The following is a 14,054-nucleotide window of genomic DNA, read 5'->3' on the forward strand; positions in this document are numbered from 1 at the left end:
GGGTAAGGCTGGCGGCGCGTTGACTGGAAGCGGTGGCAGTATCCAGGAAGCGCTCCAGGTCATCCACCCGGCCCATTTCCAGCCGCATCCGCACGATGTCCAGCGCGGACAGGATGCCGGTAAGCATGTTGTTGAAATCGTGCGCGATGCCGCCGGTGAGTTGCCCGATGGCTTCCATTTTCTGCGCCTGGCGCAGCGCGGCCTCGCTGGCCTCGCGCGCGGCCATCTGCGCTTCCAGTTCGCGGGTGCGCTCGGCCACCATCACTTCCAGGTCCTGGGCGTGCTGCTGGCTGGTCTCCAGCGCCATCTTGGAGGCGGTGATGTCGGTGACGAAGACGTGGAAACCGTCGGCCACGCCGTCGGCGACAAACCGCGGGGAGTAACGCACTTCGCTGTCGCGCCGCGACCCATCGCGTCGCGGCCAGCTGACCTCGAACACCACTTCCTCGCCCTGCAGCGCGCGCGCCATCGCCGCATTGCGGCTGTCGGACACATCGATGCCCACCACCTCGCTGACATGCCTGCCGATCACCTCGCCGACCGGCAGATCGAACCAGGTTTCATAGGCGCGGTTGGCGAACCGGTAGTGCAGGGAGCGGTCGACGAAGGCGATGAGCACCGGCATCGCATCGGCGATCAGCCGCAGCTCCGATTCACTGCGCACCAGCGCGACCCGGCTGTCGGCCAGCGCCTGCATCTGGTCGCGCACCAGGTACTGCTTCTCGCGCGCGCGCAACGCGCCCTGCACCGAACTCAGCAGCGAAATACTGCCCAGCGGACGGTCCAGCTCGACCACGTTCATCGACTGCGGCAGCAGCCCGTCCACCGGCGAACGCCGATGGGCACGTGGCGAACGCAGCAGGATGAAGGGCAGGTCCGACCAGGCTTCCTGTGCCGACAGCGGCGCGAGCAGCATGTCCGCGCCGGTCGCCACTGCTTCTTCAGTGATCAGCACCACGCCGGCACGCTGGTCGAGCGCCTCGGCCAGCGCGGTCAGGTTGGTGTGGATGCAGGTGACCAGGCCCGCACTGTGCAGCACTGCGGCAATGCTCTGGGCGTCGCGCCCGAACGGCGCGACAATGTGGACGATACTGGTTGCGCCTTCGTCATCCGGCATACGGGTGGCCCAGCAGTTCCGCGCTGTCGCCAACAAATTCCGGAGTGCCGGTGAGGATGCCCCTGAACTCCTTCAACGGACCGCTCAACGCCAGGCCGCGGCCATCGATCTTGAGCTCGCGGATGGTGTCTTCGTGCGCGCCACCGCGGTTCTTGATGACCGAAATCGCCTTGCGAATGCGCCCCTGCGCCTCGAAGAAGCGGAACAGGATCACTGCATCGGCGATGTAGGACACATTGATGCTTCCCGTGGACATGGTGCCGACCAGGCCGTGCTGAGGATTCACCATGAAGGTGACTACGCCCTTCTGGTTGAGATAGGACAACATCTCATGCAACTGCAGCATCAGCTGCTTTTCCTGCGGCATGGCCGCCACGTAGCCATTAAGGCTGTCGATCAGCAGGACGCTGCAGCCGCGCTCCTCGACCGCCTTCTGGATGTTCCAGGAGAACTCGCCGGGCGAGATGTCGGCCGGGTCGATCTGCATGATTTCCAGGCGCCCGGACGCCAGATGCGCGTGCAGGTCGATATCCAGCGCCTTGGCCCGGTTCAGCAGGGTACCGACGCGCTCGTCGAACTCGAAGATGCAGCACTTCTCGCCGCGCTCGCACGCGGCCCAGATGTACTGCAGCGCCACGTTGGTTTTACCGCTGCCGGCCGGGCCGGTGAGTAGAGTGCAGGTGCCGCGCAGGGGACCGCCGCCGAGCAGGTTGTCGATCTCGTCCACGCCGCTGCCGATCGGGGTGCCTTGGAAATAATCATGATGCTGGTTGGCGATCAGGCGCGGGAACACCTCCAGCCCGCCCTCGCGGATGACCATGTCGTGGTAGCCGGCGACGAAGTCCACACCGCGCAGCTTCTGTACCTGCAGGCGGCGACGCGCCGGACCGAAGTCCAGGGTCAGCCGCTCCAGCGAGATCACGCCATGGCACAGGCTGTGCAACTGGCCGTCGCGGTCCTCACCGGTGGAGGTGAGGTCATCGACCAGGAACACGGTGGCGCTCTTGGGCGCGAAGAACTGCTTCAACGCCAGGATCTGGCGGCGGTAACGCAGCGAATCCTGGGCCAGCAGCCGCAACTCGGACAGCGAATCGAACACCACGCGATTGGGCCGGATGCGGTCCACTTCGCCCAGGATCAGGTTGACGGTTTCATCCAGCTCCACTTCCCACGAATGCAGGACCGACTGCAGGCGTCCGTTGCCCAGCGCGTCCTCGGCCGAGCCGAGTTCGAACAGGTGCAGGCCCTCCAGCGACCAGCCATGCGCGGTGGCAACCTCGCGCAGTTCCTCGGCCGTCTCGGACAGGGTGATATACAGGCAGCGCTCACCGCGCTGCAGCCCTTCGAGCAGGAACTGCAGCGACAGCGTGGTCTTGCCCGAACCGGGCGGTCCCTCCAGCAGGTACAGCCGCCCCTGCGGGAAGCCGCCACGGAGGATCTGATCCAGGCCCTGGATGCCGGTGGTGATGCGTGCGGATTGTGTCTGCATAGGTTCGCCAGTTTCGACGGGGCGAGTCTAGCAACCGCTTCTGTGTAGAAATTGTGTGATCAGCTTCGCTAACTGAAATCGCATTAAGCAAGGTGTGGGCGATGTAAAAACGCGCGGCGGCCTACGCAAAATCCTTGAGGATCTCGCCGATGCCGGCGGCCGAAAGCTCCAACCCCAGGCGCGTGCCGGGATTGACCACCACCCCGTAGCCACCGGGCACCCGCTTGAGCACCTCGAGCATCTGCATGCGGATCGTGTGCGGGGCCTGCTGGGCATGGAAGCCGACGCGCGACATGTGGGTGAATACGGCCACGTGCAGCACGCCCTGCTTGTCGAACAGGAGCGGGTCGAAGCCGCTGCCGTCGGGGGTGACCAGGCTGCCGGTAAGCAGCACCACCTCGGAGGCGACGAACGCCTTCATGAACGGCCCGATCGGCAGTTGGCCGTCCATCGCGGTCTGCAGCAGGGCTTCGATCGGGGTCTGCGGGGGGAGTTCGGTCATGGCGGACGGGCAGCAGGGGGTGACGCATTGTACCGTTGCGGCGGTGGGCGGCCGGCCGCCAGGGGGCCTGCGCGGTAGCCCTCAGCCCGGGTCCCCGATCAGGAACCGATGGAAGGTCGGGTCATCACTGGCCAGTTCGATGGCACGCATGCCCATGCGAGGCAGCGCGCGCGTCCAGTAGGCGTACGCGGCGCCGTCGCCACGGAACACCGCGAGCAGCCATTGGCCCCCATCGGGGCGCACCAGGGCGGTGACGACATGCGCGGCCAGCCCCTGGCGACGGTGCCTGGGCAGCACGAAGAGGTCGGCCAGTTCAGGGCATCGGCGCCCGTCCTGCTCCACCTGGTCCACCAGTACGAACCCGGCAAGCGCATCGTCGACGAACAACAGCCGGGCCCAGGCCGGATCAGCGCGGACCGACGCCCGGACGTCGTTGAGGTCGCAGTCAAACAGGCCGTCTGCGCGTACGTCCTCGCCACTCCAGGCAGACGCTTCAAAGTAGTAGAACTGCATCAGGTGGAACAGACGCTCGGCATCGTCCGGCGTTGCGGGGCGCAGGGAAAATTGGGACATGTAGACAGTGCTCGGCGAGGACCGCAGCATGCGGTCGCGGTGCCGAGTGTAGTGCCCGGCCCACCGCAACGCGGCGGACCGGACGGGTGACAGGCTATTTCGCCAGGCGCCGGGTCCGCGCCTGCTGATCGTCCACCGCTGCCTTCAACTGGGCCTGCAGCGCAGGCTGCTCCACCGGCGCATCCAGCACGAACACGCGCACGCCGTGCGCAGGCACCTCGGTCGTCAGCGTCCGCTTGACCGTCTGGCGCTGCCCGCCCAGGGCATCGCGCCACTGGCCAGCCTGCAGGTAGCGGCTCACCTCGATGCTGCGCGCGGCATCCCCCTTGTTGAGCAGCACCAGCGCCGTCTGGTGGGTGTGGCCCTGCTGCAGCACGCGGAAGAACACCGCTTCATCGCCCTGCAGGCGCTCGTTGACCTGGAGGCCACGCTGCAGCGCCGGTGTGGCTTGGCGCAGCTGCGCGATGCGCTGCAGCGGACCGAAGATCGGGCTCTGCGGGGCGGCGGCGATGCGCTGCTGGCCGAAGTAGGCGCGGTTGCCGGCGTGTTCGGCGCGGCTGCGCATGAACCCCACTTCCGACCCGTAATAGAGCACCGGGATGCCGCGCGCGGTGAACAGCCAGTTGTGCGCGTCGATGAAGCCGTTGTCGGTGGCGTCCAGGCGGGCCATGTCGTGGTTGTCGTAGAAGCTCATCAGCTCGTACGGATTGGCATACGGCCCACCGACCAGGTGCAGCGGCTCGGCCAGGGCTTCAAAGCCCTTCTGTTCCTTGCCGAACACCGAGGACAACGCACCGCGCAGCGGGAAATCCAGCACGCTGACGTTGGCGTTGGCCGGCCAGGTATGCTCGGCAATCGTATTGGCGTCGTAGTCGAAAGCCTCGCCGAACATGAACATGCCCGGATGCGCCGCGCGGATGCGGCTGACGAACGCATGCCACCACGGGTGCGGCAACCAGCCGATGGTATCGATGCGCAGCGCGTCCACGCCCTGCGCGGTCCACTGCAGGTACGCRCCAACCAGGTAGTCCATCACCGCCGGATTGTGCTCGTTGAAATCCGACAGCTCGGCCAGGTTGCCGCTGAAGATCGAGCCGTTCTTGCTATCGACCGGGCCGATGTTGTTGTAGAACGCGTGCAGCGGGTTGTGTGCCGGGTCCAGCTGTTGCGGCGGCAGGTTCTGGTGGTCGGCGATGAGCGTGCCGTCCTTGTCGAAGATCTGCCCGAACTGCGGCTGGCGCGTGGGCATGGTCCAGGCCGGCGAGCCGTGATTGCCGACGATGTCCAGCACCACTTTCAGCCTGGCCGCATGCAGGCCACGGGTAAGCCCGGCAAAATCGAGGTTGGCGCTGGGCAGGTGCTCATCGAGTTTGTAGAAGTTGATGCCCCAGTAGCCGTGGTAGCCGGTCTTGCCGCGATCGGTCAGGGTGCTGCTGCAGCTGATCGGCTTGCTGCCGGTGAAGGCCTCATCGGGGTTGTCCACGATCGGGGTGATCCAGACCGCGCCGAAGCCCAGGTCGCGGATGTAGTCGGCGTTGTCGAGCACGCCCTTGAAGTCACCGCCGAGGTAGCCGATGTTGCCGTCGACCTTGTCCGGGCATGGCACCGGGATGTCGAAGGTGCGGTGCGTGCCGCCCTGGTCGCGGTGGTCATTGGACGGGTCGCCGTTGACGAAGCGGTCGGTGACCACGAAGTACACCGCATCGCTGGCGAACGGTTCGGTGGTGCCCACGTACTCGGGGCGCGGCGCGGCGATGGCCTGGACCGACAACAGCGCAACGGACAGGCCCAGCGACACCCGGGAAAAACCATGCATCAGGCAAGCTCCTGTGTGGAAGGCACGCGCAGCACGCACACGCCGGCCACCAGCAGGCTGGCGCCGCCCAGGGCAAGCACGTGCATCGGATCACCGCCCAGCCAGGTGCGCAGCATGAAGCCCAGCGCGCTGGCGGCGATCAACTGCGGGATGACGATGAAGAAATTGAACAGGCCCATGTAAATGCCCATCTTGGCCGCCGGCACGCTGTCGGACAGCAGCGCATACGGCAGCGACAGGATCGAGGCCCAGGCGAAACCGACGCCGACCATCGACAGCAGCAGCCATTTGGGATCATCGATCACCGCCAACGAGATCAGCCCCAGCCCGCCCAGCCACAGATTGACCAGGTGGCTCCAGCGCAACCCGAGCAGGCGCACCATCGGCGGGATGAGCAGCGCAGCCAGCGCGGCGAAACCATTGTAGGCACCGAACAGTACGCCCACCCAGTTGGCGCCTTCGTTGTACGCCGCCGATGCCGGATCTGTGGAGCCGAAGTGGGTGCCCGCTACCGCGGCGGTGGTGTAGATCCACATCGCGAACAGCGCGAACCATGAGTAGAACTGCACCCACGCCAGCCGCCGCATGGTCTGCGGCATCGCGCGCAGGTCATCGACGATCTGCGCCAGCATGTGCGTGCCCGGCAGCAGGCGCGAGGCGCCCAGCAGCAGGCCGTAGGCCGCGCACAGGCCGGCCAGCACGTACAGCATCTTGTCGCCCCGCTGCCAGGCGATGGTCGCAGCCATCAGCACGCCGGTCAGCAGCCACAGCGCGCTCTGCGCCCACGGCGGCGGACCGGCCCTGCGCGACGACTGCTGCGCGGCCGGCGGTTCGGCATCGGCGAAGCCGGCCAGCTCGGTCGGCGTGTATTCGCGGGTGCGGAACACCGTCCAGCAGATCGCAGCCAGCAGCACACCCGCACCGACGTAGAACGCATAGCGCACCGTGTCCGGCACCTGCCCTGCCCCGGCGGTATTGGCCACGCCGAAGTGGGCCAGGAGGAAGGGCAGGAAGCTGGCCACGATCGCACCGATGCCGATGAAGAAACTCTGCATCGCGTAGCCGGTGGGCCGCTGGCGCGGGGCAAGCTGGTCGCCGACAAACGCGCGAAACGGCTCCATCGACACATTGATCGAGGCATCCAGCACCCACAGCGTGCCGGCGGCAATCCACAGCGTGGGCGAGTTGGGCATCACCAGCAGGGCCAGCGTGGTGAGCAACGCGCCGACCATGAAGTACGGGCGACGTCGCCCCCAGCGCGTCCAGGTGCGGTCGGACCAGTAGCCGATCACCGGCTGCACCAGCAGCCCGGTCAGCGGTGCGGCAATCCACAGCCCGGGCACCGCATCCATCGGTGCGCCGAGGGTCTCGAAGATGCGGCTGGCGTTGGCGTTCTGCAACGCGAACCCGAACTGGATGCCGAGGAAGCCGAAGCACATGTTCCAGATCTGCCAGAACGACAGCGTTGGCTTGGCGGGGCGGCTCATCGGGCAGGCTCTGCGGCAGGGGCGATCGGGGCGATCAGCAGCGCGCTGACCTTGGCCTGGTTGAGCACGCCATCGCGGCCGCCCTTGCCGCCGTTGTAGGTGGCAAAGTGCGCCAGCGCGCTCATGTTGAAGCCCTCCTCCAGCGTGAAGCGGCAGCTGCCCTTGGGCAGGTCGAATTCCGCCGCCGTGGACTCCTGCGGCCCCACGCTGTGCGGCATCACCACGGTGGCACGCTGCGCCGGCTGGCCCGGGCACTGGGCGACCAGCTGCTTCACCGCCGCGGTGACGCCGGTGTTGATCGGGCCATTGGGATTGTCATAGCGCAGGCGGATGCGCACGCGGGTGGGCTGGGTGGCGGACCAGCGCCACGTGGCCGTGCCGGTGAGGCGCTGCTGCGGGCCGACGCAGGTCATCGGGCTGTGCAGGGATTCCAGCGTGCCTTCGCGACGGGTGAGGCTGAGGCAGTGCTGGTGGCCGTCGTCGCGGAGGGAGAGCGGCGGGGCGGTGGTGACCTCGCGGCCATCCAGCCACAACACGTGGCTGGCGGGAACTGGAATCGACCAGGTCTTGCCGCGTTTGACCGGTTTGGGCGCGGTGGGTGTGGTGGGGGCGTAGGCGGCTGCGGAAACAGGAGCGGGAGCAGGAGCAGGAGCAGGAGCAGCCGAGCGTGGCTCGGCTCTACCGGGGACGGCCATTAGTTGCACGGTGACGGTGTTGTTCTTGCGTACGATGTTTTTTGCCACCAGCAACGCGCCATCCAGCTTGCGCGGGCGCTTGAGCACGTAGCGGGTCGTGCCGTCGTCCAGCACGATGCTGCCGCGCTTGCCGAACAGCTGCGGTACCAGCGCGGTCGGTAGTTTCGGGGCGACGCTGCCATCGGCCTCCACGCCGAACACGCCTTCCAGCACCATCGACAGATAGCCGGCCACCGACCACAGCTGGCGCGGCGAGTTGACCACCGGGCCGCTCAACGCGCCTTCGTCGACATGCACGGCCAGGCGGCGCATCTCGTAGTTTTCCATGTTGGAGCCGGCCAAAGCGGTGCCCCGCATCAGTGATTCGATCTCCAGCTGGATGCGGGCGGCGTCATCCAGACGGCGTGCGGCGCGCAGCGCGTACGCACTGACGAACGGCCACACCGCGCGGTTGTGGTAGATCGGCTGCTGCGCTTCCTGCGGCCACACCACCGGGCTGCCGCCTTCCACCGCCGGGTAACTGGCCAGCGCGCGGCGGGCGCGGTCGGCGGGGAACACATCGGCCAGCACGCCCAGCGAAATCGCCAGCAGGTCGTACTTGGCGTAGGGCACCGGGTGCGCGGCGTCGCCGATGTAGCTCATGTACTGGCCGGCGTCCTCGCGCCAGAAGCGCGCGTTGATCTGCGTGGCCAGTGCGTCGGCCCAACCGGCGTAGTCGCTGGCACGGGCATCGCCGCGCTCGCGCGCCAGCCGCTCGGCCAGGCGCAGGGCCTGGTAATGCAGCACGTTGGTGGACAACGCGAACGACTCGCCGATGAAGCGCACGTCCTGGCGGGTCCAGTCCGGGTAGGTCTGTTCGCGCCAGTCCAGGAACGAAGTCTCGCCGCGATACAAGCCGATGCGTGCGTCGAACACCGCCGCGCGATCCTGCGCCAGGGTGGCCTGCAGCGCCTGCCAGACCTGGTCGGCGAAGGGTCGGTCAGCGAGCAGCCCGCGTGCGGCCAGGAACCACACCACGCGGTCGCTGCTGATCGGCCAACTGCCGCCCGAGCCGGTGTCCTGGGCCACGAACAGCCCCGGCGTATGCCCATCGCGCGYGGCCGAGAGCTTGAACTGCAGCGACTGCCGGGTCCGTACCGGATCCAGCCGCGACAGTGCCAGGTCGGCGGCAAAACTCACATCCCGCGTCCACACGTACGGCCAGCGTTCGCCGGTCTGGAAGCAGTCGCACGGGACCTGATTGCCCTGGTTGAAGGCCGGGTCGCGGATCGCATCGACGCGGTCGGCATCCATTTCCTGCTGGGCCAGCGCGAACAGCGCATCGAACAGCACGCTGTCGGTGCGGCTGCGCATCGGCTGCGCAGCGATCGCGACATCGCCCTGCGGCGCATGCAGCTGGAAGCCACCCCCGGCGGCGGAGCTGGCACGCACGGTGCGGCCATCAAAGGTAAGGTCCGCCGCGGTTGCGGTCGAACCCAGCGCCAGCCCAAGGGCAGCGGTCAGGCAGATCATCTTCAGCATCGAAGCGGCGGACCGGCTTGCACCCGTCGGCCTCCCTCCCTCTTTGCACGCGTTGTAGTTACGCAGACCGCCATGGCACTGACCGACGGTTGCGCTCGCGGCCCCCTCCCAGGGTGCCTGGCCCCATGGTAGACGGCGCGCCCGGATGCGCGCCCCTTTGCATACGTATTCATGGCGATGCGGCGTAAGGGCAGGATCTGCGTGGCTATAGTCCGAGCCATGTTCCGGCTGCCTTGGGAGGGGAAATGCCGAGCGTGCGCTATCGCGCCGAGATCTACCGCGATGGCGACGGTGCCGATTTCCGCAGCAACCCGTGCGCCTTCGTGCGCGACACCCGCGAGGTGACCAGTGCCGATGCGCTGACGCTGGTGCTGGCGCCCGGCGGCGGCCAGGCGATCCGCTTTACCCCGTTGTAACCCGATAACGCCCGCATCACCGGTAGTGCCGGCCGCTGGCCGGCTCCCAGGACACCAGACAGAAAGCACACACGGCCAACGACCAGCACGACCGGTCCACACGCGGTAGCACGAATGCGATAACGCGCCTGTAACCGATTCCAACGCTGTAAACGCCATTGAATACGTATGCAGGGTGATTCACGCCGATGGCGCGCTGCCTACCATAGCCACGCAGTCAACGGCCACCGCGCCATGACGCTCCCGGGTCTTCCGGGCAACTACAAAATCGATTGGCAACATTGCCTGGGAGGGGAAAATGTTGAACTGCAAGCGCAGCGCGCTGAGTATCGCGCTGGCCGTCGCCCTGACGCCGTTGATGGCGTCGGCGCAGACCGCCGAACCCACTACGCCGACAGGGACGGCGGCCACCAATCTGGACACGGTGCAGGTCACCGGCATCCGTCGTGGCATCGAGAACGCGATCGCGATCAAGCAGGACGCCACCTCGGTGGTCGAGGCGATCTCGGCCGAGGACATCGGCAAACTGCCCGATGTGAGCATCGCCGAATCGCTGGGCCGCCTGCCCGGCCTGGCCGCCCAGCGCGTGGCCGGCCGTGCACAGGTCATCAGCGTGCGCGGCCTGTCGCCGGACTTCGCCACCACCCTGCTCAACGGGCGTGAAGTGGTCAGCACCGGCGACAACCGCAGTGTCGAATTCGACCAGTACCCCTCGGAACTGGTCAATGGCGTGACCGTGTACAAGACCCCCGATGCGGCACTGGTCGGCCAGGGTCTGTCGGGCACCATCGACATGCAGACCGTGCGCCCGCTCAGCTTCGCTGAGCGCGTGATCGCCATCAGCGGCCGCTACCAGAAGAGCTCGCTGGGCAAGGCCGCCAACGTCGACCCGTACGGCAACCGTTTCAGCGCCAGCTACATCGACCAGTTCCTGGACAACACCTGGGGCGTGTCGATCGGCTACGCGCACAGCGACATGCCGATCCAGGAAAACCAGGTGGGCCTGTACGAGCCGTGGACCACCGAGCAGACCGACCAGGGCAACCGCCCCGGCCTGGCCCCGGGCACGGTGTTCTCCGACGGCATCAAGGCGCTGCGTCGCACGGGCAACAACACACGCGACGGCGTCATGGCCACCGTGCAGTTCCGCCCGTCCAACGTGTGGACCAGCACCCTGGATGCCTTCCACACCGAAGCCGAGCAGATCGACACCGCCAACCAGTTCGAGGTCAACCTCAGCAACTACAACGGCGGTTACAGCCCCGGCCTGCTGATCACCAACCCGCAGGTCAATGCCGATGGCACCTTCGCCGGCGGCGTGGCCACCGGCGTGTACCCGCTGGTGCGCGGCATGTACAACAAGCGCAAGGACAAGATCGACGCGTTCGGCTGGAACAACGAGTTCAACTTCGAGCGGGTCAAGGTGGTCGCCGACGTGAACTACTCCAAGGCCACGCGCAACGAACTGAATCTGGAAAACAACCTGCAGCTCACCCCGATGCCGCAGCTGGACTCGGTCGGCGTGGCGGTCAAGCCGGACGGGTTCTCGCAGATCAGCCCGGGACTGAACTACGCCAATCCCGATGCGCTGTTCCTGACCAACACCATCTACGGCTCCGGCTACGGCAAGGTGCCGATGGTCGAAGACCGCCTGAAGGGCGCTCGCCTGCAGGCCACCTTCGCCCTGCCCGATTCGCTGCCGTGGTTCGCCGACGTGGACGTGGGCGTCAACTACGCCGACCGCCGCAAGGACAAGACCCAGGCCGAAGGCAACATCCTGCTCGGCGACCAGGGCGATGCCAACATCGCCGGCGACCTGCAGTACGCGCCGGTCAACCTGGGCTTTGCCGGCATGGGCTACATCCCGTCGTGGAACGTGCCGGCGGCGGTCGATCGTTACATGGTGTTCGAGCCGACCGACGACCTGTCCTACCTGGTCCCCAAGGCATGGACGGTGCAGGAGAAGATCACCACCGCGTGGTTGCGCGCAAACATCAACACCGACATCGGCGACGTTGGCGTACGCGGCAATATCGGCGTGCAGATGCAGCACACCGACCAGAGTTCGCAGTCCAATTACTGGGACTCCTCGCAGCCGGCCGGCAGCAACGTGCGTCCGTTCAGCGACGGCAAGGCGTACAACGACTGGCTGCCCAGCATGAACCTGGTTTTCATGTTCCCGCACCAGCAGACGCTGCGCTTTGCCGCAGCCAAGCAGGTGGCACGCCCGCGTGTGGACCAGATGCGTTCGTCGCTCGAGTTCGGCGTGGATGTGGCTACCGGCAAGCCCGGCGCCAGTGGCGGTAACCCGCTGCTGGATCCATGGCGGGCCAATGCGCTGGATCTGTCCTATGAGAAGTACTTCGGCGAGAAGGCGTACGTGGCTGCAGCGGTGTTTTACAAGCAGCTGAAGACCTACATCTACACGCAGTCCCAGGACAACTACGACTTCTCGCAGTTCGTCGCCGACTACGCGCCGCCGGTGGGTTCGCCGCCGGCGCAGACCACCGGTACATTCACCGCACCGGAGAATGGCAAGGGTGGAATGCTGCGTGGACTGGAACTGACCGCGTCGTTCCCATTGGACATGTTCTCGCCGTCGCTGCGCGGCTTCGGCGTGCAAGCCAGTGCCACCTTCAACGACAGTGATGTCAGCATCCGTGATCCGGAAAGCGCCTCATCGGTGGGTGATGGTCCGATCAGCCTGCCCGGTCTGTCCAAGCGCGTGTACAACCTGACTGCCTACTACGAGCGCAGCGGTTTCGAGGCGCGCATCAGCCAGCGTCGGCGTTCGGACTTCATCGGTGAGATCGGCAACTTCAACGGCAACCGCACGCTGCGTTACGTGGTCGGCGAGAACGTGACCGATGCGCAGGTGAGCTACACCTTCGCCGAGAGCAGCAGCCTGCACGGGTTGACGCTGCTGCTGCAGGGAAGCAACCTGACCAACGAGCCGTACCGCACCTACGCCGGCACCAAGGACCGTCCGCTGGAATACGTGGAGTGGGGCCGCACCTACATGCTGGGCGTGAACTACACGTTCTGATCGACCGCTGTTGCAGCACCGAAAACCCGCCGCTCCCACGGCGGGTTCTTTTATGTGTGCGGTGCGCGGTCAAGAGTGAACCAGCAGCGTGCTGCCAATACCCACCACTACGATCACCACCAGCAGCACACGCACACTGCGCCGGGCGAAAAGATGCCCGATCTGATCGGCAAGCAGGCTGGCAAACTGACCCATCAACTCCCACATGCATGCCGCCTCAAAGAATCAAAGGTCAATCGAGGCCCACTCGATGAAGCTGCGCCAGTCGCGTGATGCCGAAACGACACACGTTCGATACGCCCGGTTGCCTGAAACCCCGATGATGTAAGTCACAATCTGCCCTGCTGATTTGGCTACGTAGCTCCAACCGGGAACCCACCCCACAGGTTTGGGCACCAGACTGAAGGCGGCCGAGCAGTCCATGATGTGCTTGGTGGCGCCACCCAGCACATCGCCTACGCCAGCATTCATGTTCCAGTTGTCCGCCATCTCCCGGGACCATATTGACGCTGCTACGCTCCGCATGGCGACCTGCTCTTCAGCGTTCGGCCCGGATTGATGAAACGGTGCCCAGAAGGCTTCGGGCGAGGACGGAGCAGCACTTCTCCATGCCGAAACGTCAAACCGCTTTGCCCACATGGCAATGGCATAGTGGCAGGGCGCGCCTGGCGTAGAAAAGCAAACGACCTCCGATGTGCCGCTGTCGAAGTACGCAGCATGAAGGCCGCCGTCAGGCAGAACCACAATCACCGCGGCATGCGTGTCGTAGGCATCGGCCTGCCACCCATCCAGCAGCAGCCCACCGTCCTTGAGCGGCACCGGTTGTGCGACTTGGTCGAAGCGGCTTCGGAACGCGGCGTAATGGTTACCCAGCAGCGTCTTCAGCGAGGTAATTACCGTGGTGTCCTGCATGGCTTCGTCGAGCGTGGGGTTGGTCACCACGTGCGCAGCACCCGCTTCATGCGACGCGGCGATTCCGTTGAACGCGAGCATCAACAGGCCGGCAGCGACGATGTAACGGCAACGGCGCTGAGCCGGTTTTTTGCAGGTGGTCGAATACATGCTGAATCCCCATTACGCGAGCGAGGCTCCAGTCTTCCGCCTGCCTATCCGCCAAACCATGCGAGAACTTGTATATCTATCCGGCGATATCAGTAACTGATTCACCCATCACAGTCTTCGCGATGCAACACCAAACCGTGGCCATTGTGGAGCCGGGGTCTACCCGGCTGCTCTTGACGCCGCAGAAGCGTACCGACCAACGGTCAGTACCTACCCAAGGCGGCGCCTGGCAATGCTCTGCACCTTCCCGCTGCCCCATAAAAAAAGGACGGAACCCCGAAGGTTCCGTCCCGAACGTACCACCACTACCGGAAAAGCTCAGCCCTGGCG

The 14,054-nt window shown here is 65.9% G+C and carries 10 protein-coding genes and 1 pseudogene; 2 read left to right on the forward strand and 9 right to left on the reverse strand.

Features of this window, described 5'->3' with window-relative positions; genetic code table 11:
- The 7 genes from ACXJKH_RS05960 to ACXJKH_RS05990 all read right to left on the reverse strand — a co-directional run.
- A partial coding sequence (locus ACXJKH_RS05960) for a PAS domain-containing protein (RefSeq protein ID WP_457318655.1) occupies nucleotides 1-1,039 on the reverse strand: 1,039 nt, incomplete at its 3' end.
- Between the two features lie 67 nt (nucleotides 1,040-1,106).
- Entirely contained in the window at nucleotides 1,107-2,606 is a 1,500-nt protein-coding gene (locus tag ACXJKH_RS05965; protein WP_256776401.1) for an ATPase domain-containing protein, read from the reverse strand.
- Between the two features lie 121 nt (nucleotides 2,607-2,727).
- Nucleotides 2,728-3,108: an SseB family protein gene (locus ACXJKH_RS05970; RefSeq protein ID WP_457318656.1), complete on the reverse strand. Its 381-nt coding sequence runs from the start codon at nucleotides 3,106-3,108 to the stop codon at nucleotides 2,728-2,730.
- Between the two features lie 81 nt (nucleotides 3,109-3,189).
- The gene (locus ACXJKH_RS05975) at nucleotides 3,190-3,681 is read right to left on the reverse strand and encodes a GNAT family N-acetyltransferase (protein WP_256776403.1); all 492 of its coding nucleotides are present in this window, start codon (nucleotides 3,679-3,681) and stop codon (nucleotides 3,190-3,192) included.
- 94 nt (nucleotides 3,682-3,775) lie between these two features.
- Nucleotides 3,776-5,497: an alpha-amylase family glycosyl hydrolase gene (locus ACXJKH_RS05980; protein ID WP_457318657.1), complete on the reverse strand. Its 1,722-nt coding sequence runs from the start codon at nucleotides 5,495-5,497 to the stop codon at nucleotides 3,776-3,778.
- On the reverse strand, nucleotides 5,497-6,984 hold the full coding sequence (locus ACXJKH_RS05985) for an MFS transporter (RefSeq protein WP_457318658.1): 1,488 nt from the start codon (nucleotides 6,982-6,984) through the stop codon (nucleotides 5,497-5,499). The genes ACXJKH_RS05980 and ACXJKH_RS05985 overlap by 1 nt, the downstream gene beginning before the upstream one ends.
- Nucleotides 6,981-9,200 carry a Six-hairpin glycosidase-like protein gene (locus ACXJKH_RS05990; protein WP_457318659.1) on the reverse strand — a complete coding sequence of 740 codons (2,220 nt, stop codon included), beginning with the start codon at nucleotides 9,198-9,200 and terminating at the stop codon, nucleotides 6,981-6,983. The genes ACXJKH_RS05985 and ACXJKH_RS05990 overlap by 4 nt, the downstream gene beginning before the upstream one ends.
- Before the next feature lie 233 nt (nucleotides 9,201-9,433).
- On the opposite strand from ACXJKH_RS05990, the pseudogene ACXJKH_RS05995 reads away from it, so the two are divergent.
- A pseudogene (locus ACXJKH_RS05995) lies at nucleotides 9,434-9,616 on the forward strand (glycoside hydrolase family 97 C-terminal domain-containing protein); the annotation flags it as partial.
- A gap of 298 nt (nucleotides 9,617-9,914) precedes the next feature.
- On the forward strand, nucleotides 9,915-12,662 hold the full coding sequence (locus tag ACXJKH_RS06000) for a TonB-dependent receptor (protein ID WP_457318660.1): 2,748 nt from the start codon (nucleotides 9,915-9,917) through the stop codon (nucleotides 12,660-12,662).
- Between the two features lie 69 nt (nucleotides 12,663-12,731).
- On the opposite strand, the gene ACXJKH_RS06005 is transcribed toward ACXJKH_RS06000, so the two are convergent.
- On the reverse strand, nucleotides 12,732-12,869 hold the full coding sequence (locus tag ACXJKH_RS06005; RefSeq protein WP_457318661.1) for a hypothetical protein: 138 nt from the start codon (nucleotides 12,867-12,869) through the stop codon (nucleotides 12,732-12,734).
- Between the two features lie 18 nt (nucleotides 12,870-12,887).
- Nucleotides 12,888-13,724, reverse strand: a complete 837-nt coding sequence (locus tag ACXJKH_RS06010) for a hypothetical protein (protein ID WP_457318662.1) — start codon at nucleotides 13,722-13,724, stop codon at nucleotides 12,888-12,890.
- Between the last annotated feature and the right edge of the window lie 330 nt (nucleotides 13,725-14,054).

The sequence above is a fragment of the Stenotrophomonas sp. P5_B8 genome (genome assembly GCF_054049855.1).

What these genes read in the sequence shown, in the direction of transcription:
- ACXJKH_RS05965 (WP_256776401.1), bottom strand. Translation starts at nt 2,606, where the DNA reads ATGCAGACACAATCCGCACGCATCACCACCGGCATCCAGGGCCTGGAT.
- ACXJKH_RS05985 (WP_457318658.1), bottom strand. Translation starts at nt 6,984, where the DNA reads ATGAGCCGCCCCGCCAAGCCAACGCTGTCGTTCTGGCAGATCTGGAAC.
- ACXJKH_RS05975 (WP_256776403.1), bottom strand. Translation starts at nt 3,681, where the DNA reads ATGTCCCAATTTTCCCTGCGCCCCGCAACGCCGGACGATGCCGAGCGT.
- ACXJKH_RS06005 (WP_457318661.1), bottom strand. Translation starts at nt 12,869, where the DNA reads ATGTGGGAGTTGATGGGTCAGTTTGCCAGCCTGCTTGCCGATCAGATC.
- ACXJKH_RS05970 (WP_457318656.1), bottom strand. Translation starts at nt 3,108, where the DNA reads ATGACCGAACTCCCCCCGCAGACCCCGATCGAAGCCCTGCTGCAGACC.
- ACXJKH_RS06000 (WP_457318660.1), top strand. Translation starts at nt 9,915, where the DNA reads ATGTTGAACTGCAAGCGCAGCGCGCTGAGTATCGCGCTGGCCGTCGCC.
- ACXJKH_RS06010 (WP_457318662.1), bottom strand. Translation starts at nt 13,724, where the DNA reads ATGTATTCGACCACCTGCAAAAAACCGGCTCAGCGCCGTTGCCGTTAC.